This is a genomic window from Pseudobutyrivibrio sp. (genome assembly GCF_017471675.1).
Taxonomy (GTDB): domain Bacteria; phylum Bacillota; class Clostridia; order Lachnospirales; family Lachnospiraceae; genus Pseudobutyrivibrio.
This window is the reverse complement of sequence record NZ_JAFUSK010000048.1, coordinates 1-22,253: the sequence shown is the minus strand read 5'-3', so window position 1 is coordinate 22,253 and position 22,253 is coordinate 1. Positions and strand designations below refer to the sequence as shown.

At 42.1% G+C, this 22,253-nt stretch carries 22 protein-coding genes; all 22 read left to right on the top strand.

Features of this window, described 5'->3' with window-relative positions:
- Positions 1 to 77: 77 nt before the first annotated feature.
- Positions 78 to 1,511, top strand: a complete 1,434-nt coding sequence (locus IJ535_RS07955) for an aminoacyl-histidine dipeptidase (protein WP_294301043.1) — start codon at positions 78 to 80, stop codon at positions 1,509 to 1,511.
- A 53-nt stretch (positions 1,512 to 1,564) separates the two neighbouring features.
- Entirely contained in the window at positions 1,565 to 2,638 is a 1,074-nt protein-coding gene (locus tag IJ535_RS07950; RefSeq protein ID WP_294301041.1) for a 6-phosphofructokinase, read from the top strand.
- Between the two features lie 24 nt (positions 2,639 to 2,662).
- Complete coding sequence (gene dnaX / locus IJ535_RS07945) at positions 2,663 to 4,255, top strand: DNA polymerase III subunit gamma/tau (protein ID WP_294301037.1); 1,593 nt, start codon at positions 2,663 to 2,665, stop codon at positions 4,253 to 4,255.
- A gap of 42 nt (positions 4,256 to 4,297) precedes the next feature.
- Positions 4,298 to 4,639, top strand: a complete 342-nt coding sequence (locus IJ535_RS07940; protein WP_294290590.1) for a YbaB/EbfC family nucleoid-associated protein — start codon at positions 4,298 to 4,300, stop codon at positions 4,637 to 4,639.
- 3 nt (positions 4,640 to 4,642) lie between these two features.
- Entirely contained in the window at positions 4,643 to 5,242 is a 600-nt protein-coding gene (gene recR, locus IJ535_RS07935; RefSeq protein ID WP_294290585.1) for a recombination mediator RecR, read from the top strand.
- 171 nt (positions 5,243 to 5,413) lie between these two features.
- The gene (locus tag IJ535_RS07930) at positions 5,414 to 5,590 is read left to right on the top strand and encodes a hypothetical protein (protein WP_294294611.1); all 177 of its coding nucleotides are present in this window, start codon (positions 5,414 to 5,416) and stop codon (positions 5,588 to 5,590) included.
- 112 nt (positions 5,591 to 5,702) lie between these two features.
- The gene (locus IJ535_RS07925) at positions 5,703 to 8,603 is read left to right on the top strand and encodes a DUF6240 domain-containing protein (RefSeq protein ID WP_294301035.1); all 2,901 of its coding nucleotides are present in this window, start codon (positions 5,703 to 5,705) and stop codon (positions 8,601 to 8,603) included.
- A gap of 120 nt (positions 8,604 to 8,723) precedes the next feature.
- Positions 8,724 to 10,334, top strand: coding sequence for a flagellin N-terminal helical domain-containing protein (locus IJ535_RS07920; RefSeq protein WP_294301031.1), 1,611 nt, complete (start codon positions 8,724 to 8,726; stop codon positions 10,332 to 10,334).
- Positions 10,335 to 10,440: 106 nt separating this feature from the next.
- Complete coding sequence (locus tag IJ535_RS07915; RefSeq protein ID WP_294294618.1) at positions 10,441 to 10,917, top strand: flagellar export chaperone FliS; 477 nt, start codon at positions 10,441 to 10,443, stop codon at positions 10,915 to 10,917.
- A 231-nt stretch (positions 10,918 to 11,148) separates the two neighbouring features.
- Positions 11,149 to 11,583 (top strand): prepilin peptidase, encoded by a 435-nt coding sequence (locus IJ535_RS07910; protein ID WP_294301029.1) that lies wholly within the window; start codon positions 11,149 to 11,151, stop codon positions 11,581 to 11,583.
- A gap of 14 nt (positions 11,584 to 11,597) precedes the next feature.
- Positions 11,598 to 12,572, top strand: a complete 975-nt coding sequence (locus tag IJ535_RS07905) for a hypothetical protein (RefSeq protein ID WP_294301026.1) — start codon at positions 11,598 to 11,600, stop codon at positions 12,570 to 12,572.
- Between the two features lies 1 nt (position 12,573).
- Positions 12,574 to 13,785: a CpaF family protein gene (locus tag IJ535_RS07900; RefSeq protein ID WP_294301024.1), complete on the top strand. Its 1,212-nt coding sequence runs from the start codon at positions 12,574 to 12,576 to the stop codon at positions 13,783 to 13,785.
- Positions 13,722 to 14,504, top strand: a complete 783-nt coding sequence (locus IJ535_RS07895; RefSeq protein ID WP_294301021.1) for a type II secretion system F family protein — start codon at positions 13,722 to 13,724, stop codon at positions 14,502 to 14,504. The genes IJ535_RS07900 and IJ535_RS07895 overlap by 64 nt, the downstream gene beginning before the upstream one ends.
- Positions 14,488 to 14,628, top strand: a complete 141-nt coding sequence (locus IJ535_RS07890) for a hypothetical protein (RefSeq protein ID WP_294301018.1) — start codon at positions 14,488 to 14,490, stop codon at positions 14,626 to 14,628. The genes IJ535_RS07895 and IJ535_RS07890 overlap by 17 nt, the downstream gene beginning before the upstream one ends.
- Before the next feature lie 156 nt (positions 14,629 to 14,784).
- A complete protein-coding gene (locus IJ535_RS07885; protein ID WP_294301016.1) occupies positions 14,785 to 15,693 on the top strand; it encodes a type II secretion system F family protein in 909 nt (302 codons plus the stop codon).
- 15 nt (positions 15,694 to 15,708) lie between these two features.
- Complete coding sequence (locus IJ535_RS07880) at positions 15,709 to 15,906, top strand: Flp1 family type IVb pilin (protein WP_294294634.1); 198 nt, start codon at positions 15,709 to 15,711, stop codon at positions 15,904 to 15,906.
- Positions 15,903 to 17,390, top strand: a complete 1,488-nt coding sequence (locus IJ535_RS07875) for a DUF5702 domain-containing protein (protein WP_294301013.1) — start codon at positions 15,903 to 15,905, stop codon at positions 17,388 to 17,390. Before IJ535_RS07880 ends, IJ535_RS07875 begins: the two co-directional genes overlap by 4 nt.
- A gap of 143 nt (positions 17,391 to 17,533) precedes the next feature.
- Positions 17,534 to 18,373 carry a TadE/TadG family type IV pilus assembly protein gene (locus IJ535_RS07870; protein WP_330619543.1) on the top strand — a complete coding sequence of 280 codons (840 nt, stop codon included), beginning with the start codon at positions 17,534 to 17,536 and terminating at the stop codon, positions 18,371 to 18,373.
- 17 nt (positions 18,374 to 18,390) lie between these two features.
- On the top strand, positions 18,391 to 18,828 hold the full coding sequence (locus IJ535_RS07865; protein ID WP_294301007.1) for a prepilin peptidase: 438 nt from the start codon (positions 18,391 to 18,393) through the stop codon (positions 18,826 to 18,828).
- Complete coding sequence (locus tag IJ535_RS07860; protein WP_294301003.1) at positions 18,825 to 19,031, top strand: hypothetical protein; 207 nt, start codon at positions 18,825 to 18,827, stop codon at positions 19,029 to 19,031. Before IJ535_RS07865 ends, IJ535_RS07860 begins: the two co-directional genes overlap by 4 nt.
- Positions 19,032 to 19,033: 2 nt before the next feature.
- A complete protein-coding gene (locus tag IJ535_RS07855) occupies positions 19,034 to 20,164 on the top strand; it encodes a DUF6382 domain-containing protein (RefSeq protein ID WP_294301000.1) in 1,131 nt (376 codons plus the stop codon).
- Between the two features lie 173 nt (positions 20,165 to 20,337).
- Positions 20,338 to 22,253, top strand: a 1,916-nt coding sequence (gene secA / locus IJ535_RS07850) for a preprotein translocase subunit SecA (RefSeq protein WP_294300997.1), incomplete at its 3' end; no start/stop codon positions are given.

Sequence of the window (22,253 nt, the reverse complement as noted above, 5' to 3'; positions counted from 1 at the left end):
GGAAAACAGTGAAACTGTGATTTTGCGAATGGAGATTCTGAATAGATGTTAGAAATAGAAAGGAAGTAATTTTAAAAATGGCAGTTTTAGCAGGTTTACAGCCAGAAAGAGTATTTCATTATTTCGAGGAGATTTGTAGTATCCCTCACCCAAGTTATCACGAGGAAAAGATTAGTGCATATCTTGTAGAATTTGCAAAGGCACACAATCTTGAATATTACACAGATGACCTTTACAACGTAATCATGATTAAGGAAGCATCTGAGGGAATGGAAGGTGTTGCACCACTTATCCTTCAGGGCCACATGGATATGGTTGCTGAGCAGGAGCCAGATTGCAAGAAGGACATGCTTACAGAAGGTCTTGATCTTGAGGTAGTTGATGGATTCGTTACAGCTAAGGGCACAACACTTGGCGGTGATGATGGAATCGCAGTAGCAATGGCACTTGCAATCTTAGAGGATGATACACTTAAGCACCCACGTCTTGAGGTAATCATCACAGTATCTGAGGAAGTTGGTATGGAAGGTGCAGCAGGCATCGATGTATCGATGCTTAAGGGTCGCAAGATGCTTAACCTTGATTCTGAGGAAGAGGGACATTTCCTTAGCGGATGTGCCGGTGGATGCAGAATGGATATTGAGTACCCATTTAAGAAGGAATCAGTTAAGGGCGCACTTGTTTCAATCGAAGTTAAGGATTGTACAGGTGGACACTCAGGTACAGAAATCATCAAGGGTAGAGCTAATGCTACACAGATGGTAAACAGAATCCTTGCAGCAGGTACTGATACAGCAGATGTTTGCCTTGCAGATTATGTAGGTGGTACAAAGGATAATGCTATCCCACGCGCAACTACAGCAAAGGTGGTTACAAACGCTGAAGCTATCAAGGCTATGGAGGCAGAGGCTGCCGCAATTAAGAACGAATACGCAGTTACAGACCCAGAGATGAAAATCGAAATCAAGTCTGAAGGCAATGTAGTAGTTGATGGCGTAAACCCAGCAGATACAAGAAAGATGGTAGAGTTAATTCTTTCTTTACCAAACGGTGTTCAGGCAATGAGTCACGATATCGAGGGCTTAGTTGAGACTTCATTAAACTTAGGAATTCTTAACTTACTTGAGGACGAGCTTAAGTTCTCATTCTCACTTAGAAGCTCAGTAGATAGCGCAAAGGCCGCTCTTATGCGCAAGGTAAGAATGATTGCAGAGGGCTTTGGTTGCAAGACATCTACTCATGGCGAGTACCCAGCATGGGAGTTCAAGCGTGAATCTACATTCAGAGATGAGCTTGTAGCTTTATATAAAGAAATGACAGGCGAGGATGCAATCGTTGAGACAATGCACGCAGGTGTAGAGTGCGGACTTTTAGCATCTAAGCTACCAGGACTTGATGCAGTATCAATCGGTCCAGAGCTTTACGATATTCATACTCCAAAGGAGCGCCTTGGAATTGCTTCTACAGAGAGAATATACAATTACGTTCGCCGAGTTATCGAAATGCAGTAGGCGAACCAAAGATAAGAACAAAATAATAAGGGGTTACAGGAAGGAGAAGGACTATGCTTAGAATCGGAATGCTTACAAGTGGTGGTGACTGCCAGGCGTTAAACGCTGCTATGCGTGGTGTTGTTAAGGGCTTGGCAGCCAATGTGAAGGACCTGGAGGTTTACGGCTTCTTCAATGGTTATAAGGGCCTGATTTATGGGGATTACAGGCTTCTTACCAGCCAGGATTTCTCAGGAATTCTTACACGTGGTGGCACAATATTGGGCTCTAGCCGTCAGCCATTCAAGCTCATGCGTGAGCCTGATGAAAATGGCCTTGATAAGGTAGAGGCTATGAAGTCTAACTACTACAAGCTGAATCTTAACTGCCTGGTTATCCTTGGTGGTAACGGAACACAGAAGACAGCTAATCTTCTTAGGGAAGAGGGCCTTAACATCATCCATCTTCCAAAGACAATCGATAACGATATCTTTGGAACAGATGTAACATTTGGTTTCCAGAGTGCTATTGATATTGCATGTAACACCATCGACTGCATTCACACTACAGCATCATCACATAGCCGCGTGTTCATCGTAGAGGTTATGGGACACAAGGTAGGCTGGCTTACACTGTATGCAGGTGTTGCATCTGGTGCTGATATCATCCTGCTTCCTGAGATTCCATACGATATCAAAAAGGTAGTTAAGGCTATCAATCATCGTGCGGAAGAGGGCAAGGGCTTCACTATTCTTGCGGTTGCCGAGGGTGCTATTTCCAAGGAAGACGCTAAGCTTTCTAAGAAGGATTACAAGAAGAAGCTTGAGACTTCTAAGTATCCATCTGTTTCCTATGAAATCGCTGATAGAATCCAAAAGGAAACAGGCATCGAGGTACGTGTTACAGTGCCAGGCCACATGCAGCGAGGCGGTAGCCCAGATCCATACGATAGAGTGCTTTGCACACGTCTTGGTTCTGCAGCTGCAGCAGCTATCATGGAGGGCGATTTCGGCAACATGATTGCAATGGTAGATGGCAAGACTAAGCGAATCCCACTTGAAAAGGTGGCAGGCAAGCTAAAGGTAGTAGAGCCAGATTGCCAGATGATAGAAGAGGCTAAGCGAATCGGCATTAGCTTCGGTGATTAATAAATAAAAGGGTAGGTAATTGTTATGTCTTATATGGCATTATATAGAAAGTTCAGGCCACAAACCTTCGAGGATGTTAAGGGCCAGGACCACATCGTGACAACTTTAAAGAATCAGATAAAGAGTGACCGTATAGGACATGCATATCTTTTCACAGGAACCAGAGGTACCGGTAAGACAACTATCGCAAAGATTCTTGCCCGCACCATCAACTGCGAGAATCCTGTGGACGGCTGTCCATGTATGGAATGTGCCATGTGCAAATCCATCACAGCCGGCAATTCCATGAATGTAATAGAAATGGATGCTGCCTCAAACAACGGTGTAGATAGCATCCGACAGATAGTAGAGGAGGTGGCATATCCTCCTACAGAAGGTAAATACAAGGTTTACATTATCGACGAGGTGCACATGCTTAGTACCGGCGCCTTCAATGCCTTGCTTAAGACCTTAGAGGAGCCACCTTCTTATGTTGTGTTTATTCTGGCTACAACAGAGGTACACAAGATTCCAATCACTATCCTTAGCCGATGCCAGAGGTACGATTTCCATCGTATTTCCATCGACACTATAGCGGCCCGTCTAAAGGAGCTGATGGATAAGGAAGGGGTAGAGGTAGAGGATAAGGCAATCCGCTACATTGCCAAGGCGGCAGATGGTTCTATGCGTGATGGCCTAAGCCTGCTGGATCAGTGTATCGCGTTTTACATAGGCCAGACTCTTACTTATGATAATGTGCTAAAGGTGCTGGGTGCAATCGATACCGAGGTGTTCTCCAGATTGCTTCGCCATATCATTAATGGGGAAATTACCCAGTGCATCGGCATCTTAGAGGAGATAATTACTCAGGGTCGTGACCTGAACCAGTTTGTAATAGATTTTACCTGGTATCTTAGAAACCTGATGCTTCTAAAGAGTTCAGATGATATGGAGGATGTGCTTGAAATGTCTTCTGATAATCTGGCTTTATTAAAAGAAGAAGCCAAGATGGTTGACACAGAGATTTTGATGCGATATATTCAAGTTCTCTCAGCACTTTCTAATGATATTAAGTATGCAAGCGGTAAGCGAGTTCTGATTGAGATTGCACTTATCAAGCTGTGCAAGCCAGAGATGGAGCAGGATATTTCCGCTCTTAACAATAGAATGGCGAACCTTGAGAAAAAGGTAGAAAAGGGTGTGTCAGTGGTAATGGCCCCACCTATAGCAGGACAGGCGCCAGCTACAAGTGCCGCACCAGTGAAGAAGGAGCCACTTCCAGCAGCAGTGCCAGAAGAGGTAAAGCAGGTGGCATCCAGCTGGGGTAATGTGCTAGGCAAGGTACCACCAAACATTAAGATGTACCTGAAAGAAGTTACTACCATTACAGTTAACGAGCTAGGGGAATTAGTGCTTATATTCGACCAGCCACAGGGAAGCGAGCGCATGGCAGGTGATTTCGTAAACAGACCAGAGGTCATCGAAGAGATTTCTAAGGCTATCGAAGCCCTGATAAACAAGACTGTAAAGATTAAAGTAGAGATTAATTCCGGCAGCGTAAGCTCACAGGATTCCAAGACAGATATCCGTGATTTCTTCGCTAGCAAAGGAATTGAAATAGAAGTAGACCCTGAATAGTCTACGTAACATTAACCAGATAGAAAATGGAGGATTAAAGATATGGGTAAAGGAAGAGGCGGATTTCCAGGCGGAGCAATGGGTGGAGCTAACATGGCTAACCTTATGAAGCAGGCTCAGCGTATGCAGCGTCAGATGGAAGAGGCTCAGGCAAAGCTTGAGGAAACAGAGGTTACAGGCACAGCCGGTGGCGGTGTTGTAGAGGTAACAGCTACAGGCGCAAAGGAAATCACAAAGGTACACATCGACCCAGAGGCAGTAGACCCAGATGATGTAGAAATGCTTGAAGACCTTGTTATGGCAGCAACAAACGAAGCACTTCACAAGATTGATGAGATTACAGCAGCATCTATGCCAAAGATGCCAGGTGGACTAGGATTCTAATAGATGGAATATTACAGCAAAGAAATTAGCAACTTAATAGCGGAGCTAAGCGATTTGCCAAGCATTGGAAACAAGTCAGCCCAGAGGCTGGCTTTCCATATTTTAGGTATGGATGAGGACAAGGTAAATGACCTTGCCAATGCGATAGTTACAGCAAGGAAGAATGTGAGATACTGCAAGCAGTGCTTTACCCTCACAGATGATGAGCTGTGCCCAATATGTGCTAATCCTAAGCGTAACCACAATGTCATTATGGTTGTGGAGGACACCAGGGATTTGGCAGCCTATGAAAAGACAGGCAAATTTGATGGGGTGTATCATGTACTTCACGGTGCAATCTCACCTATGGCAGGCATTGGACCTGGTGACATCAAGCTAAAGGAGCTGATGGTAAGGTTGCAGCAGGTGGATGCTGAGGAAGTAATCATCGCTACTAATTCATCATTAGAGGGCGAAACCACAGCCGCCTACATCAGCAAGCTGATTAAGCCTACAGGAATCAAGGTAAGCCGCATAGCATCCGGCGTGCCAGTAGGTGGAAACCTGGAATATATCGACGAGGTAACGCTGCTTAGGGCACTGGATGGTAGAACAGAATTGTAAATATATTTGACAAATTAATCATTGTATTTTCACAACATCTTGTTATACTAGATAGCATATTAAATCAATATTTTGTATTTCGCGAGCAGATTTCTGTCAAGAAATCTCACAGCGAACCAAAATTTCGCGAGCAGCGGAGAAGGTTAGAGTTATGTAATGGGAGGTACCGGTATGAAAGAGCAGGATGTTAGAGCCGTTGAGGCTATGTGTAGTTGTGGGATGGATTTTGACACATTGTGTGTCTGTTTCCCTAGTTTTGCCACAGCAGATTTGAAAAATATTTATGATAATTTCAAGGGAGTTATACCTCCTGCGAAGCAGGTAGCAGTCAGTGTTAACTGCTCATAACATAATAGAGAATAAAGGTCGAGGTTGTAAAACCCCGACCTTTTTTAGTTAACATTTTTCCCATCTCATCCGAAATACATATTGTAAACGAAAAATACCCTGGAGGAACTATATGCAAATTGAAGCACTCAAGGTAACGGATTACATTAAAACAGAAGGTACAGACAATCAAGGTTTTGGCGTAAGTACCAGCGGTATCAAGGATGATAGCAAAGCAAACATTAACATAGAGCTTAGAACATTATCAGTGGATAATGCCTTTTATGATAATAAAGGAAAGATGACTGATGAAGATTTCATGGATGACGTGAATGAGGCATCAGCTCTTGGCATGTCTACAGTTGAAAAGGTGAAAAACATCGAAAACGCCTGGGATGAAGAGGCCACAGCAAAGGTTCGCGAGGATGGACATGATCCTATGGATATGTCAGAGGACACCCTTATAACTGTAGTAGATGAGATAAAGATGAACCTTGCAAAGGCTGGCGCTGATATCAGCAAAATGGGGGGCCTATCCTCAGATGAAATCGAAGCCATGACAGGTTCGGTTGCCCAGGCTGTTGAAATGACAAGAGGCCTTGCTGATAAGCTACCAGTTGAAACACAGGCATATCTTGTAAAAAATGATTTAAAGCCTACAATCACAAACATATATAATGCAACCTATTCAGCTCCAGTTAACGATAAGGCAACTGGCATGGAAGCTGATGAGGTGATAGTAGATTTACTAGATAATTTAGGTAATAAGCTGGATACACTTATAGACAGTGTTGAAGGTGAACATACTCAGTCTGCGCTGAAAGCCACTGTGGCGACCATGGTTAAGCAAGATGTTCCTATTACAAAGGAACATCTTGAATACATGGTTCAGTTGCAGGATTATGAAAAGCCTGCTGAGGCAGCTATCGTAAATGCGATAGGCGATATTATGGCTGAAGGCAAAGAGCCTACAGATGCATACCTGCTCCCTGGCTATTCTCTTATGGATCAAGCCAAGAAGACCTTTGAAGAAGTAATGGCGATGGACGTAAACGACTTGCCAACCATAACAGCCAAACGTCAGCTTACTGAAATACAGCTTACCATGACAGTGGAGGCCACATTTACAATGATGAAAAATGGTATAGATGTGGATACCACCAACCTGTCTGATCTGCTAGATAAGCTTAAGCTGCAGGAGACAAATCTTCTACAGGTACTAATGAAGGCTGAGAATAAGGAGGCTACTAATAATAACGTAAAGCTGTTCACTCAAGTGATGAATGAGATGGCAGAAATAGAGGCATCACCTGCAGCAGGTCTTGCTAGATTTTCTAACATCAATGCCGAGACATTCTCTTATGTCCATGAGGTAAGTGTATCTGTAACAGCAGAATATAGCCGCATGGAAATGACCTACGAGGCAGTTGGAACAGAAGTGCGCCGTGACCTTGGGGACAGCATGACAAAGGCATTTAGGAATGTAGATGACATACTTGCAGACCTTGATATAGAGGCAACAGAATCAAGTAGGAAGGCTGTGCGCGCCCTTGCATACAATCAAATGGAAATAACAGCAGAATCTGTAACAACAGTGAAGGCCACCACAGAAATGGTAAGCAGAACCTTCAAAATCATGACTCCAGCTGTTGTAGCTGAAATGATAAAGCGTGGGGACAATCCTCTGGATATGACCATGGAGCAGCTGAAGGCAAAAGCAGAGGAAATCAAAGCAGAAATGGGAAGCACATCGGATGAAGAAAGCTTTGCCAAATTCCTGTGGAAGGCTGAGAGAAGTGCAGATATAACTGATAGTGAGCGTGATGCTTACATCGGCGTGTACAGGTTACTTCATCAAGTGGAAAAGTCCGACGGCGCAGCTATCGGTGCGTTGATAAGTCAGGGTACAGAAGTTACCCTCAGAAATCTTATGACAGCTGTAAGAAGTGCAAAGCACACTGGTCGCGAATACGAAGTAAGTGACAAATTCGGCCAGCTTAATGAGATGGTGGTGACAGACCTTTCTATCACAGAACAGATTGAAAAAGTATTTCTAACAGACCGTTGCCGCGATGCTAAGGAGGCAATGACTCCTGCCAAGATGAAGGTATTTGGAGAGGATGCAATCCTTTCAATGAATCCTGATGAATTCGCTACAGCAATGGAAGAGACACTTGATGAGCAATCAGAAATCGCCTACAACCAGTATGTTACTGAGCAGCTAAAGACCGCAATAAAAGCCGATGAAAGTGTAGCGGCAATCTTAGATGAATACAATGTGCCACATTCTGCAAACATGATTGCAGCAGTGGAAGCACTCATCAGCGATAATGGCAAGGTTATTAGGGATTTGTATGGCAGGGCTGCAAGGCAGCAGGAGATGGGCATAGAGGATTTGATAAACATGGCTTATGAACGTTTCTCAGAAGCCTGCCACAATCCCGATGATATGCTTGAAGCACAGGAGGCTTTAGGTGATTTAGCTGAAAATGTAATGAAGACCATGATAGAAACCGAGGATGTCCGTACTATCGATATGGACGGAATGAAGCTGGTAGTGCAGCAGACCAGGGCAATGCAACAAATGGCAGCCACAGGTGAAACCTATCACATTCCTATGATGATAAATGATGAGGCTGGAGCCATGAGCCTTAGAGTAGTTCGTGGCAGCGGCGAAGTAGGCCTTATTAAGATGGCACTTTACTTGCAATCTACAGGCACAATATCTACCACCTTCAGATATGAAGCAGGTGAAGTAAATGCATCAGTAGAATGCGAGACCGCCCAGATGCGACAGCTATTTGAAGAGCAGGCCGACCGCATTGCAGGCATCATGAAGGATTCCACAGGCTACGCCTTTAGCTTTTCATTTACCAGATCTATGGGGCTTAGCGCAGCAGATATTTACAACTGGGACGCAGGAAATATTGCTGTGGCAGAAGATGTGGCTAAGGCCAGAGAAGACACCATTCAAACACAGGCTCTGTACAAAATTGCTAGAGGTTACATCGATGTTATGGCAGAAATTTTCTAGCAAGGTCGGGTTAAGTTTGAAGCCCTAGAACCGATATTATTGTTGTAAGGACATGGAAGACCTATACAACTAAAAATACACCGCACGGATGCTTGACTAGCTTTTATCAGGAGGCAGCATATGAGAATTAATAACAACATGTCAGCGGTGATTACTAACAATCAACTTCTAGGTACTGAAAGTTCCCTTGCAGATGTAATGGAAAAGTTAAGTTCTGGATTTAGTATTAATCATGCGTCAGATGATCCATCTGGTATTGCAATTGCAGGTAAGATGCAATCTCAGATAGATGGATTGTCACAGGCATCAACAAACAGTTCGGATGGTATATCCGTACTTCAGACAGCAGAAGGTGCTCTCAATGAAGTAACAGATATGATTCAAAGAATGAGAGAGCTTTCTGTTCAGGCAGCCAACGGCACCAATTCACTTTCAGAAAGAAAGACAATTCAAAAGGAAATCGATTCTCTGCTAGAGGAAATCGATAGAGTTGCTGAGACTACAGAGTTCAACAATATCAATCTGCTTAACGGCTCACTTGATAATAGAACCTATGGAGAGCATGCAACCAGAATGCAGACATCTAAGTCTGTAGCTGCTGGTATTTATGAGCTTACTATTAACAAGGCAGCAACACGTGGAACTACAGGTAAGAATACCTTAATCGGGGCATCATACAATAGTTCTTCAGTAAACACATACTCAAATACAACCACTACCACATCAGTAACAACACCAACAGGTTTGACTGATTTCAAGGATTTTATTAATCAGACTACATGGCAAGTGGATGTTACCGATTTAGGAAATGGTGCGACTCTTTCAACAGAATCCGGCACAGGTCTTGGTATGTCAGGCACTATAACAATTAACGGTCATGGTGTTCAACTGACACAGGGGACTTCTGGAGAAGGCGTATACGAATTACTTAGAAATGTATGCGAGGAAGCGGGAGCAGTTATTTCTAATCCAAAGGATGGAGAGGGCTTTTCAATTGAGTCATACAAATATGGCGCACATGCGAACTTAAAAATAGAGTTTTCTACAGTAGCTTTTGCAAGGGCATTGGGATTTGATGAAGCAATGTTCCCGGATGAGAAGACACCTGTAATCGAGAAGGTTGGAACAGATCCTGAGATTACATTAGTAGAAAAAGGCACTGCCGGTTCGAAGTCATTGTTTGGTGCGCAGGCTACAGCTAGTGCAGATGGAAATCACATTACAATCAGTGATGTAGGTGGATTTGAATTATCCTTCCTGGCAGAAGCTGGATTTGATGAGACAACAGATACAGCAACAGCGGATAAGGGCAAGATTGTATTTAACGTAACAGATATTGGTTCCATGACACTTCACGTAGGTGCTAACAAGAACCAGAATATGGAAGTTAGAATTGCAGCAGTTACAACAGAATTCATGTACATAGATGATTTGAATGTAACTAGAGTGAATGGACCAGAGGATGCACTTAATTCTCTTGATATAGCTTTAAGCTATGTAACTGGTGTCCGCTCACAGCTAGGTGCATACGAAAACAGATTGGACCATACAACCAAATCTCTTGATACAACAGAAGAGAATATGACAGCAGCAATCTCTCGTGTAGAGGATGCAGATATGGCAACAACAATGGTTGAGTATACTAAGCTCAACGTGTTAGAGCAGGCAGGAACTTCAGCTTTGGCTCAGGCCAACGAATTACCACAGCTGGCATTGCAGTTGCTGCAGTAAATTTCGCGAGCAGATTTTCAAAAGTAGTAAACTGCGAGATGAAAATAAATTTTCATCTGCTCGTTTACATGTCGCGAGAAGATTTGCCTTATAAGGAGTATAGTAAATGAACAAAGATAAGATTTCAGCTTTTACCTTAAAAATAGCGTCTAGCAACGGTCTAGGATTGATATCCATTCTTTATGATATATATGAGGAATATGAAACCGATGCGCTAGATAATTTTGAAGCTGGCCAAGTGGATGAGGCTATAGCAGCATTGAAGAAATGCGCTACAGTAGTAGGCCACCTCCAGAAGGATTTGAATTTTAATTACAAGGTAAGTGGAAATCTGTACGCGCTTTACGATTACGTACAGCGAAATGTATCAAAGTCCATATACAAGGCAAATTCAGAAGGTTTGATAGAAGCAAAGAAGGTAATGGATGAGTTAGGTGATGCATTTGAGCAGCTTGCAAAGGAGGATACTTCAGCTCCATTAATGCAAAACACCCAGTCAGTAGTTGCAGGTATGACTTATGGAAAGGGGTCGTTAAACGAAAGCATATTAGGTAACCAAAGCAGCAGAGGCTTTTGGGCATAAATTTAATAAATGATTACAGAAAAGAGATTCCTGTTAAGTGGAATCTCTTTTTTTAATGCAAAAGGATAAATTACATTGTGCCATTTTCACACAAGCCTTTGATGACAAAAGGACATCAGCTAGAAGATATTCACAAAAAATAAAATAGGAAAATTGTCCAAAACAAAATATAGCCCGAAATGTTATAGAGAATCTATCCCCCTGGTCCTATACTTGTCACTCGGAACGGAGGTGAAAGAAACGAGCACGTTTTTGATCTGGAGCATTTTGACCGTAGCATCCTTATTTGATGCTAAGGAATACAAAATTCCAAATCAGCTAATCATCCTGGGATATCTGGCGGGAATATTTGTAAACCTGCAGCAGTATGGGATGATGGGCATTGCATACTTCATATTAAAGGCTGTATGGCCTTACATTTGCTTATCTATGCTGTATCTATTTGGTAAGCAGATTGGTTCAGGTGACATCAAGCTGTTCTCAGTTGTGGCTACTATTATCGGAGCTAAATCAACAGTGGATGTGATGGTTGCCTCTGTGATGATTGCTGCTATTGCTGTTGTGGCAGTCAGTATATATGAAGGGCATTTAATGAAAAGAAATCTTCATTATTCATACTACATAACGGCCGCGTTCTTTTTTCTTCAGGTCCAAAGTATTAGATAATGGAGGATTAAAAATTGAAGGATTTGGAAATTGCTTTATGTGATTTAAACGAGGATTACATACTTCGCTTTGCTTCATATTTGATGAGTGAATTGGATGTTGGAATACATATATTTACCACAACAGAAAGCTTTTTTGCAGATGATGGTAATTATGACATTACCATTATGACGGAGGAGTTTGAGGAAATATCTGATTTCATGTCAAATAAAAATCTGGGGCAAAGATACATTCTAAGTGAAGCTGCAAATGATGAGAAAGAAAATCACATCTATAAATATCAGGCAGTAAACTGCATTCTGGATGAAATCACACCTTTGAGAAAGAAATGCAGTGGTAGCACGAAAAAATCTGGTTCTAACTCGAAGCTTATCGGCGTCTATTCTCCAGTCGCCCACGAACTATCGTTGCCATTTGCTATGGCACTTGGCCAGGCATACAAAAGCCAGGGCAGGGTTCTCTTTTTAGACCTTGAGGAGATTTCTATTTTGCCTAGTCTTCTAGGCAATCACTGTGAAAGAAATCTTATGGATCTTCTTTATGAAATAGATACTGCTGATTTAGATATAGATGAATATGCGCATAGCTTTATGGGATTTGATTACATCGAACCATTTCTTAACCCTAACGAGATAGCTGAGATAGATGCTAATACATGGGATAGAATGTTTTCGCTGTTAGCTGTGGCGAATTACGATGTGATTGTAATCTTGTTTGGCAGGGCTATTAACGGGTTCAACAGGATTGTGGGTAATCTGGATAGATTGTATGTCCTGGGAAAGCCTGGTGATTATTTCAAAAAAGGGCAGGAAGTTTTTATGAACTACATGGACAGGCTTGGGGTAGAATCTGAGCTTGAAAATGTAATCCTGCCTATGTCAGCAAAGAATCTGTCTGATAATAGTTATCAGATTGAGGAACTGTTACAGGGGAATCTTGGGATGTTTGTGAAGAAGCTGATAAATGTTAACGGACAAAGTGCAAATTAATATGATTAATTTCGAAGAAAAAATACGTAAAGAAGTAATGGAATCTATTGATTTATCTGTAGATGTTTCTGATGAAGAGATACTAAAGCTAATTAGAAGCAAAATTATAGAGCTGGCAAAAATGCAGCCTATATCTTTATCAGAAAGAAAAAAGATAGAGGGACATGTGTTTAATTCCCTTAGAAAGCTGGATGTACTAGAGGATTTACTGAAGGATGAAGAGATTACTGAGATTATGATAAACGGACCAAAGAACATTTTTGTAGAAAAGAATGGACGGGTGGAAAAATCAAAGGAGCAGTTCTCTTCGGAGGAAAAGCTAAACGATGTAATACAAAGCATTGTTGCAAGCACTAACAAGATTGTAAATGAATCAAATCCCATAGTGGATACCAGGCTAAGTGATGGTTCCAGAATAAATATTGTGTTGCCACCGGCAGCAGTTGATTACAGCATTTTATCTATTAGAAAATTTCCAAAAGAGCAGATGACCATGGAGCGATTAAAGTCCTATGGTTCTATTAGTGATGAACAAATCGAGTTTCTAAAAAAGCTGGTAATCAGCGGATATAACATATTCGTATCAGGTGGAACAGGAAGTGGAAAGACTAGCTTTCTCAACGCATTAGGTGAGTTTATCCCAACAGATGAAAGAGTAATTACTATAGAAGATTCGGCTGAGCTTCAGCTTAAGAATGTTGAAAACATTGTTAGGCTGGAGGCAAGAAATGCCAATCTGGAGGGTAATAACGAAATCACTATCAGGGATTTGCTGAAATCTTCATTAAGAATGCGTCCCGACAGAATCGTAGTTGGAGAATGCCGTGGAGCCGAGGCACTAGAGATGCTGCAGGCCTTTAATACAGGTCATGATGGAAGCTTGTCCACAGGACATAGTAATTCATGTAAGGATATGCTTTCAAGACTGGAAACAATGGTGCTTATGGGGGCAGAGATTCCAATAAGTGCCATCAGGCAGCAGATTGCATCGGGAATAGATATAATCGTGCAGCTTGGTAGGCTTAGGGATAAAAGCAGAAAGCTCATAGAAATAACAGAGGTGCTAGACCTTGAACAGGATGAGATAAAGCTTAATCCACTGTATCGTTTTAAGGAACTGGAAGAAGTAAATGGAAGGATAATAGGCCAATGGGAAAAAGTAGGCGACCTAAAAAGAAAAGACAAATTAGCAGCAAGTGGTCTTTTGACTTAGCAAAGCTAAAGGATAAAAGCTGGCTGATTATTTTGCAGGGTTTGGGTCTTACTGCCGTGATTGCCTTTTTATTCTACAGGTCTGTTTTTGGTTTGCTGGTAGGTGTAATTGTAATTCCATTTTGGTACAAGCTTGCCATGGCTGATAAGCAGGCCAAAAGAAAAGTAAGCGTAATGCTTGAATTTAAGGAATACATGATGCTTATTGTAGCAGGCCTTCAAACCGGCTATTCCTTAGAAAAAGCTTTGATGCAATCTGAGGTGGAGCTAAAGCGACTATATAGTGAGGAATCCATGCTGCTACCTTTAGTCCATATAATGAATCAAAAGATAGGTGTGAATATGCAGCTTGAAAAGGCCTTCTTAGAATTCGCCAGGGCTATAAATATAGATGAAGCCATAAGCCTGGCAGAAATAATATCTTTTGCTAAGCGAAGTGGCGGAAACTATGGCAAAAATATTAGAGACACAGCTATCAAAATAGAAGAGAACCTAGGTGTAAAGCAGGAGATAGAAACTATCACCACAGAAAAGCGCTTGGAGCTAAAGGTAATGTGTGTAATGCCCTTAGGGATACTTGCCTATATAAGCCTTACATCAAGCTCATTTATTGCACCACTTTATAAAAATGCTATGGGAGTAGCAATAATGACAGCATGCTTGGTGGCTTATGGCCTGCTAATTATGCTGGGAAGGAGAATCATTGAAATCGACGTATAAAAAAACCTTAGTGGCATGTCTGGTACTTGGAATAGGTCTGCTTGTATACGATTATGTAGATTCAAAGATTCTTTTTGATGGAGCAATCCCAAGAAATCAGGCAGGTGGCGGCATGGTAACTTAAGAGCTAAATCTTAGATTTCAAGATAATGATAGCACCTACACCGTAGAGGTTTCTGAAAAGGGCCTAACTAAAAAGCAGCAAAGGAAGCTTTTTAACTCTGCAATAAAAGAGCTGGAAGATACATATCTTGGCAAGAACAAATCAGCAGATAAGGTTATGTATGACCTGAATTTTAAGAGCAGCTATTGCGATGGTTTGGTGGTAGCGGATTTTAAGTTTGACAAATATGGCCTAATCAATAACGATGGCAGGCTGATATATGAAGAGCTTAAAGAAGATGGTGAGGTAGTAAATGTAATTGCGGAGCTTAGGTACGAGGATGCAACAGAGCTTTACAGCTTTAATATAGTGGTGCTGCCCCCATCAATGGACACTGTAGAAGGTCAGCTGAATGTCATAGATAAGGCAGTGGCATTTGCAGATGAAAAAACAAGAACAAAGGACTATCTAAAGCTACCTAAAAAGGCAGGCGACATTAGCTTGAAATGGCAAAAGAAGATGAACTATAGAGGACTGCAGCTGATAGTTCTTGGAATAGCTGCTATAGCAGGACTTGTGGCAGGGCAAAAGAGAGATGCCAAACAGGCTAGCAAGAAGCTCCTAGAAGAAAAGGAGCGGGATTACCCAATGATAGTAAGTGAGCTGTCGATACTGCTTGCAGCAGGCATGAGCTTTAGGAAAGCCTTAGAGCGAATTGTGCATAGATATAATGCCAAAAAAGAGGTATCAGGAATCCGACCTGGCTATGAAGACATGGCCCTCACCTATCGCAAGATGGTAGACGGTATGGGCGAGATAGCAGCCCTTGAAGATCTTGGTATGAAAAGCGAAAGCAAAGAATACAGAAAGCTTGCTATGCTGCTTTCGCAAAATCTTAGAAAAGGGTCCAAGGATTTGCTAGACAGTCTTCAAAAGGAAGAGCAGTACTCCTTTGAATTAAGAAAACAAAGAGCTATGAGAGCAGGCCAAGAAGCATCAACAAAGCTGCTTGTTCCAATGGCCGGAATGCTATTTATAGTAATCGTAATACTGGTGGTACCAGCATTGATGCAAATGAATATTTAAAGAAAGAGGTAAAAAATGTTAGGAATTAAGTTATTAATGTTAAAGCAAAGATTAATTGATTTTATTGAGGAAGAGGATGGAATTGGAACAGTTGAGATGATTCTTATTTTGGTTGTATTAATCGGCCTTGTTCTAATCTTTAAGTCTCAGCTTACATCCCTTGTAAACAGCATCTTTAGGCAGATTAATGAGAAGGCAAGGAGCGTATATTGATTGGCAGGCTAAAGGCGAGCCTTACAGTTTTTGTGGCGCTGATTCTTACAGCAGTAATGACCTTGTTATTTACCATGAGTGAGTGTATAAGGCTTTACGAGCTTAACGATTTCGGGCAGCAATTCACAGATATGGCTGTGGAAAGTGCTTTCTCTGAGTACAATCCATATCTATGGTCAAATTATAAAATCCTTGCTTTGGATCTGGGTTATGGCACAGATGTTACTGGCCCATCCATATTTCAGCAGAAGCTTCTTGATTACGCTAAATTTAATGCAGACATTGAAGAGGGAAGTAACTTTGCAAGATTAAATCCTGCAGGGGCCACCATTAATCACTATTCCCTGCTTACAGATGGGAATGGTGAAGCGGTGGTAATGCTTGGGGTGAAGGCTGCAAAGGATGATATTGCTGCCCAGATTATCGACGGGATACAAGGGCACAGCGATGCAATAAATGGCATAGAAAAGGTATCAGTGGAAAGCAAGGCTAGTGAAGGCGCCAGCGCATTAGAAAATGCCAAGAGGGAATTAGAAGAGAAAAAAGCAAACGCAGATAATGACGATGACCCAAATACATCATCTGCTGATTATCCAGAAATTGAAGAGGTAGAGGACAATCCTTTGGATGCCTTTAAGGTAATGAAGGAAGCCTTGTCTAAGGGATTCTTATCAACAGTGGTGGAGACAAATGCTGTGTCTGACAAGGAATGGGATAAGGCTGCCTTGCCATCTAAGCGAAGCCTGAATAAGGGCACTGCAGAGCTTTCAAATGGAAGTGGCATAGCAGATAAAGCGCTGTTTATTGATTATGTGCTGGCAAATTATAGCAGGTACGATTTGGATAAAAAGCATGATGGAATGAAGTATGAGGTGGAGCATCTTATAGCTGGCAAGGAATCAGATAGTCAGAATCTTGCAGCAGTTGTTGGAGAACTGCTTCTTATCAGAGAGGCGGCAAACTATGCAACTATTTGTAATAGTGGTGTTTTACTATCGCAAGCCAGGGGAGTGGCGGCTACCCTTAGTAGTGTTAATCCGGCAATTGAGCCTGTGGTTGAGGCTGCGGTAATAGCAGCATGGGCCTACATAGAAAGTGTCTTGGATGTAAGGCTATTGCTTTCAGGCGGCACGGTGTCTCTTAAGAAATCAGCAGATGAGTGGACCTCGGACGTGCTGCATTTATCTTCATTTATCAATGTAAATGCAAAAGCGAAGCAGTGTAAAGGTGGCATTAGCTACGAGAAATATCTGATAGGGTTTCTTGCCATAAAGAGCAACAAGACCTTGGGGATGAGAGCCTGTGATGTTATGGAAACAGCCCTCAATTCTACCGAGGATTATAAAAATACCAAGATGGATAATCTGATGTTTTATGCAGATGTGACTATGGATTATTCCGCAGATGAAATGTTTTTATCACTGCTTGATGGTGGTAAAACTCAAGGATATACAATAACAAAACAAAGCCAAATGTCCTATTAGAAAGGAGGTATAAATAGGTGTCTCTATGTAAAAACGATTTTCCCCAAAATCGTCTACTTGCACTAGACGAATTGAATTGTAAGTTTAAGTTGATTAGATGTTGTAAAAAAGTCGGCTTACCAAAAAATATACCTTCGAAAGAGATGCCTATTTATGCCTCCTTGAAAAAGGCCAGCTATACCATAGAGGCAGCGATTATCATGCCTCTTTTTATTACGCTTATGGTGTTTGGCATGTTTACGTTCAGGGTACTGCAGGTGGAATCGGGGATGCAAAGGGCTATCAATAATGCCAGCAGAACCATGGCTGTTACATTAGGCAATGTGGCAAACAAGGGAGAATCCGATAAAGATGTGAATACTACAAATGATTCGCCTACGGTAAGAGGGGAGCTTTCCGAGGGGGCGCTAGAAGCAGCTACCTTAGGCCTTGTAGCGGTGGAAGTATACAAGGAGAAAGTTCCGGTAGGATATATCGATTTAGGTGTAGCCGGAATCAATCTGCTAGACACTAATGTGGAAGGAAACTACATAGATGTTAAGGCCAGCTATACCATGACATTTCCTGTTGGTCTCCTTGGCAATTTTAGCTTTGATGTGAACCAAAGAGCAAGAAGCAGGAAATGGGTAGGCTACGATAAAGCGGAAAACACCACTGATTCACGGTATGTCTATATCACTGACCACGGAGAGGCATATCACAGCAATTATTACTGCACATATCTTAATCCGAGCGTTCACAGAATATCAGCTGATGAAGTATCTGGAAAGAGGAATGTAGGTGGTGGAATATATTATCCTTGCGAAAAATGTAAGCCAGGTAAACATCCTACTGGGGTGCTGTATGTTACCGATTATGGCACAGCTTACCACGGAGATATTAACTGCAAGGAGATTAAGCACAACATTAAGAAGGTGCTATACGAGGAAGTGAAGGATACAATGCGCCCATGCAGCAAGTGTGCAGCAGGGGAGCGACATTAATAGTTAGAAGGAGAAATATGGAAGCATTTGGACTTGTATGCCTATACGGCATTACAGCTTTTGATGATTATAGAACAAGGCATATTAAGGTGATGGAGGTGTTGATATTTGCAGTGATAGGAATATGCCTTGATATCGTATATACGAAGTATTCGCTTACAAGCATTTTAGGCGGTGTAGGTGTGGGTGTTGCTATGTATATTTTCAGCATTTTATCCAAGGAAAAAATAGGAAGAGGAGATGCACTGCTTGTTATGGTTACAGGGCTATATTTAGGCTTTATGAACACTGTTATATTGCTTTGGCTAAGCTCTGTTTTGGCAGCGATTGTAGGACTGATTTTAATTCGTAAATACGATAATGGCAAGGATAAGGAATTGCCATTTGTACCATTCATTTTGCTGGCATTTTTAATTCTATACACTATCAAAACCTTAGGAGGATGCATAGGATGAAGTTAAAGGCAAGCTATACAGTGGAGGCTGCAATAATCATAAGCCTCTGCTTTATATTGTTTGGAATTGCTATAGGCTTAGCCTACGAGCTTTTCAAAATGACCATAGAGTATGTAGGGCAAAGGGACGGCACATTTGATGCAGTCAGCGCATTTAGGTTAAAGGAAGGAGCAATGGGTGTATATCACGCCCTTATTGATTAGATATGGAAATCACATACGAAAGAAAGCACAACGAAAGCTATATGGTGCTAGAAGGGGAGCTTGATACCGCCTCTTACGAATATAAAATGATTAGGGATAACGAGATTCATTCTCTCCTTGATATGACTTGCTTTGAAATAGATGGAACGAAGAAAATCAGCTATAAAATCAGTAGAAAGGAAAACCTATCTGATTACATCGAATCAAATGATGTGACCCTGGATTTGCTATACCGATTTGTTGTAAATCTGCAGCAGGCACTTGACGAGGCAAGCAGATTTCTTATAGATGAAGAGCATTTTATCCTTGATAAGGAAACAATTTTTATGGAAAAAGCCAAGGATAATTGCAAGGTCAGCCTTTGTTATATGCCAGTTAACAATGGCTCTGTGCAGCAGCAGTTTAAGGGTATCATGGAATACTTTATCTCCAAGCTATTAACGAGGAACAGAGAAGAATCCAAGAAGATTTACGATGCCTACAATCTTTGCCAAAAGGGAGATTACACACTTAGTGAGATAATCGAATGCCTACAGGCAGAGGGTGAAGAGGTGCCAGAAATCTACGTGGAAAAGGTATCGCTGGATGAGGAAGAAGATACTAAGGAATTATATGACGCCGAGGACGATGGGGATGCATTGGGAGCTGAGTATATATCGGATTATTATGATGTAGAAAGTGTGGAGAAAAAGGGTATCGTAAATACGATAATAGATAAGACTAAGGCAATATTTGGAAGGTTGAATTTCGAGGATGATATGGTGGTGCAGCAGAGTGAGGATTTTGTAATCGAGCCAGACTACGAAATAGATGAAAAGACCGTGCTTTTATCCGAAGCCAAGCCTGTAGGCCGCTTAGTATACGACGGCAACAGCAACGAGGACGATTTCATCATCAACAAAGACGTATTCAGAATAGGCACTGCCAAGGCTAATGATGCCATCATTCACGCCAGAACAGTCAGCGGCAATCACGCCAAAATCACCAAGGAAGGCAACGACTACTACATCACTGACTCCAACAGCACCAACGGAAGCTTCCTAAACAGCCTCCCCCTGGTCTACCGCAAGCCCTACAAGCTAAAGCCCATGGACGTAATCCGCTTCGCCACGGAAAGCTATATATTTTTGTAAACCACTAATCAGGGCATGCTAAATCCACATATTTGAAAAACAATCCTGTCCGTGAATAGTATCTACTTTACTTTGTCGGGGTGTAATTACAGTTAATAATGTTGTGAAGCATGTACTTTTCTGTTAAAATAGTAGGAGTTTGTGGGGTGACCCTAGGTTAGGAGAATTAAAAAATGAGTATTATTGACAAAGTATTTGGTACACATTCCGATAGAGAGCTTAAAAGAATTAAGCCTATCGTAGATAAAATAGAAGCGTTAAGGCCTGAGATGCAGGCACTTACAGATGAACAGCTTCGAGCAAAGACTACAGAGTTTAAGGAGCGTCTTTCAAAGGGAGAGACACTTGATGATATTTTGCCAGAGGCATACGCAGTTGTCCGTGAGGCAGGTAAGCGTGCCCTTGGTATGGAGCACTTCCGTGTTCAGTTAATCGGTGGTATTATCCTCCATCAGGGACGTATCGCAGAGATGCGTACTGGTGAAGGTAAGACACTTGTTTCTACACTTCCAGCATACCTTAACGCACTTGAAGGTAAGGGCGTTCACATCGTTACAGTTAACGATTACCTTGCTAAGCGTGATGCTGAGTGGATGGGTGAGGTTCACCGTTTCTTAGGCCTTACAGTAGGCGTTGTTCTTAACGATATGACAAAGGAGGAGCGCCAGGCAGCTTACAACTGTGATATCACATATATCACTAACAACGAGCTTGGTTTTGATTACCTCCGTGATAATATGTGTGTTTACGAAAAGGACCTTGTTCAGAGAGGCCTTCACTACTGCATCATCGATGAGGTTGACTCAGTTCTTATTGATGAGGCACGTACACCACTTATCATTTCTGGTCAGTCTGGTAAGTCTACAAAGCTTTATGAGCTTTGCGATGTTCTTGCTCGTCAGCTTAAGCGAGGCGAGGACCTTCCAGAATTCACAAAGATGGATGCCATCATGGGCGTTGAGCGTAACGAGACTGGCGATTTCATCGTAGACGAAAAGGACAAGGTGGTTAATCTTACAGCAGAAGGTGTTGCAAAGGTTGAGCAGTTCTTCCACATCGAGAACCTTGCTGATCCTGAGAACCTTGAAATCCAGCACAACATCATCCTTGCACTTCGTGCTCACAACCTTATGTTTAAGGATCAGGATTATGTTGTAAGTGATGGTCAGGTTATGATTGTTGATTCATTCACAGGTCGTATCATGCCAGGTCGTCGTTATTCAGACGGTTTACATCAGGCTATCGAGGCAAAGGAGCATGTTGAGGTTAAGCGCGAGTCTATGACTCTTGCAAGCATCACATTCCAGAGCTTCTTCAATAAATACGATAAGAAGGCAGGTATGACTGGTACAGCTCTCACAGAGGAGCAGGAATTCCGTGATATCTATGGAATGGACGTAGTAGTTGTTCCTACTAACAAGCCTGTTCAGCGTATCGACCATGATGATGCCGTATACAAGACAAAGGCTGAAAAGTACAAGGCAGTTGTTGAGGAAGTTAAGAAGGCTCACGAAAAAGGACAGCCAGTACTTGTTGGTACAATCGATATTGATATTTCAGAGCTCGTTTCAAAGATGCTTCGTCGCGAAGGAATCGAGCACAACGTATTAAATGCCAAGTTCCACGAAAAGGAAGCTGAAATCGTAGCAGAGGCAGGTAAGCACGGTGCCGTTACAATCGCTACTAACATGGCTGGTCGTGGTACAGATATTAAGCTTGACGAGGATGCACGTGCAGCAGGTGGTCTTAAGATTATCGGTACAGAGCGTCATGAATCTCGTCGTATTGATAACCAGCTCCGTGGACGTTCAGGTCGTCAGGGTGATGTTGGTGAGTCACAGTTCTTCATCTCACTTGAGGATGACCTTATGAGACTCTTCGGTTCAGACCGTCTCATCACAATGTTCAACTCTCTTGGCGTTCCAGAGGGCGAGCAGATTAAACACAAGATGCTTTCTGATGCCATCGAAAAGGCACAGAAGAAGATAGAGGAAAACAACTTCTCAGCTCGTAAGAACTTGCTTGATTATGATGCAGTTATGAATGAGCAGAGAGAGCTTATTTACAAGCAGCGTCGCCGTGTACTTAT

Bases quoted from the DNA above. Each gene is read 5' to 3' on its own strand.
- IJ535_RS07950 (WP_294301041.1), top strand. From the start codon at position 1,565: ATGCTTAGAATCGGAATGCTTACAAGTGGTGGTGACTGCCAGGCGTTA.
- IJ535_RS07915 (WP_294294618.1), top strand. From the start codon at position 10,441: ATGAACAAAGATAAGATTTCAGCTTTTACCTTAAAAATAGCGTCTAGC.
- dnaX (WP_294301037.1), top strand. From the start codon at position 2,663: ATGTCTTATATGGCATTATATAGAAAGTTCAGGCCACAAACCTTCGAG.
- IJ535_RS07870 (WP_330619543.1), top strand. From the start codon at position 17,534: ATGCCTATTTATGCCTCCTTGAAAAAGGCCAGCTATACCATAGAGGCA.
- IJ535_RS07855 (WP_294301000.1), top strand. From the start codon at position 19,034: ATGGAAATCACATACGAAAGAAAGCACAACGAAAGCTATATGGTGCTA.
- IJ535_RS07860 (WP_294301003.1), top strand. From the start codon at position 18,825: ATGAAGTTAAAGGCAAGCTATACAGTGGAGGCTGCAATAATCATAAGC.
- IJ535_RS07940 (WP_294290590.1), top strand. From the start codon at position 4,298: ATGGGTAAAGGAAGAGGCGGATTTCCAGGCGGAGCAATGGGTGGAGCT.
- IJ535_RS07865 (WP_294301007.1), top strand. From the start codon at position 18,391: ATGGAAGCATTTGGACTTGTATGCCTATACGGCATTACAGCTTTTGAT.
- recR (WP_294290585.1), top strand. From the start codon at position 4,643: ATGGAATATTACAGCAAAGAAATTAGCAACTTAATAGCGGAGCTAAGC.
- IJ535_RS07925 (WP_294301035.1), top strand. From the start codon at position 5,703: ATGCAAATTGAAGCACTCAAGGTAACGGATTACATTAAAACAGAAGGT.
- IJ535_RS07880 (WP_294294634.1), top strand. From the start codon at position 15,709: ATGTTAGGAATTAAGTTATTAATGTTAAAGCAAAGATTAATTGATTTT.
- IJ535_RS07895 (WP_294301021.1), top strand. From the start codon at position 13,722: ATGGGAAAAAGTAGGCGACCTAAAAAGAAAAGACAAATTAGCAGCAAG.
- IJ535_RS07885 (WP_294301016.1), top strand. From the start codon at position 14,785: ATGTATGACCTGAATTTTAAGAGCAGCTATTGCGATGGTTTGGTGGTA.
- IJ535_RS07930 (WP_294294611.1), top strand. From the start codon at position 5,414: ATGAAAGAGCAGGATGTTAGAGCCGTTGAGGCTATGTGTAGTTGTGGG.
- IJ535_RS07955 (WP_294301043.1), top strand. From the start codon at position 78: ATGGCAGTTTTAGCAGGTTTACAGCCAGAAAGAGTATTTCATTATTTC.
- IJ535_RS07920 (WP_294301031.1), top strand. From the start codon at position 8,724: ATGAGAATTAATAACAACATGTCAGCGGTGATTACTAACAATCAACTT.
- IJ535_RS07900 (WP_294301024.1), top strand. From the start codon at position 12,574: ATGATTAATTTCGAAGAAAAAATACGTAAAGAAGTAATGGAATCTATT.